The organism is Oscillibacter sp. UBA6647, from assembly GCA_002455655.1.
GTDB lineage: Bacteria > Bacillota > Clostridia > Oscillospirales > Oscillospiraceae > Oscillibacter.
This window is the reverse complement of the sequence record DKLF01000016.1, coordinates 8,169-8,764: the sequence shown is the minus strand read 5'-3', so window position 1 is coordinate 8,764 and position 596 is coordinate 8,169. Positions and strand designations below refer to the sequence as shown.

The following is a 596-nucleotide window of genomic DNA, read 5'->3' as shown; positions in this document are numbered from 1 at the left end:
AAAACGGTTGTTTGACGGGATGCAGCCCTCCATACGTGCCTGCAAATGGGGTTGCGACTGCATATCATTCAGAGTTCACGAAAAAATACGTAAGGAATGAGAATTTTTCGTCGTCTTTTTTCTGATTTTTTAAGATTTTTGGTTGACCGGCTTTTTGAGTTGTGTATAATGAGAAGTAATGTAAAAAAGTCCCGTGAAAATCGTTGTTTCGGTAATTTATTGGAGGAAAAATGCATGTTTGAATTTCTAATCAAAAAGTTGAAAGCAAATCCCCGCAGAATTGTCTTCACCGAAGGCACGGACCCCCGTGTGCTGGAGGCTTCCGCCCGTCTGCTGTCGGGTACGTTCCTCACCCCCGTGCTGGTGGGCGTTCCGGAGGAGATTTCCGCCGTGGCCGAAGACATCGGCTTTAATATCCGGGGCGCCGAGATTATCAACCCGGCCAACTTTGCGGATATGGAGAAGATGGTGGCGCTGCTGATGGAGCTGCGCAAGGGCAAGATGGACGAGGACCAGTGCCGCAAGGTGCTGAAGCAGCCCAACTACTTTGGCACCATGCTGGTGAAGATGGGCTATGCGGACGCGCTGCTTGGCGG

1 protein-coding gene is annotated in these 596 nt (G+C 50.2%); it reads left to right on the top strand.

Going from position 1 to position 596, the window contains the following annotated elements; all coding sequences use genetic code 11:
* Positions 1-234: 234 nt before the first annotated feature.
* Positions 235-596: phosphate acyltransferase (locus tag B2W96_RS01390; protein WP_293007800.1), on the top strand; the 362-nt coding region annotated here is incomplete at its 3' end.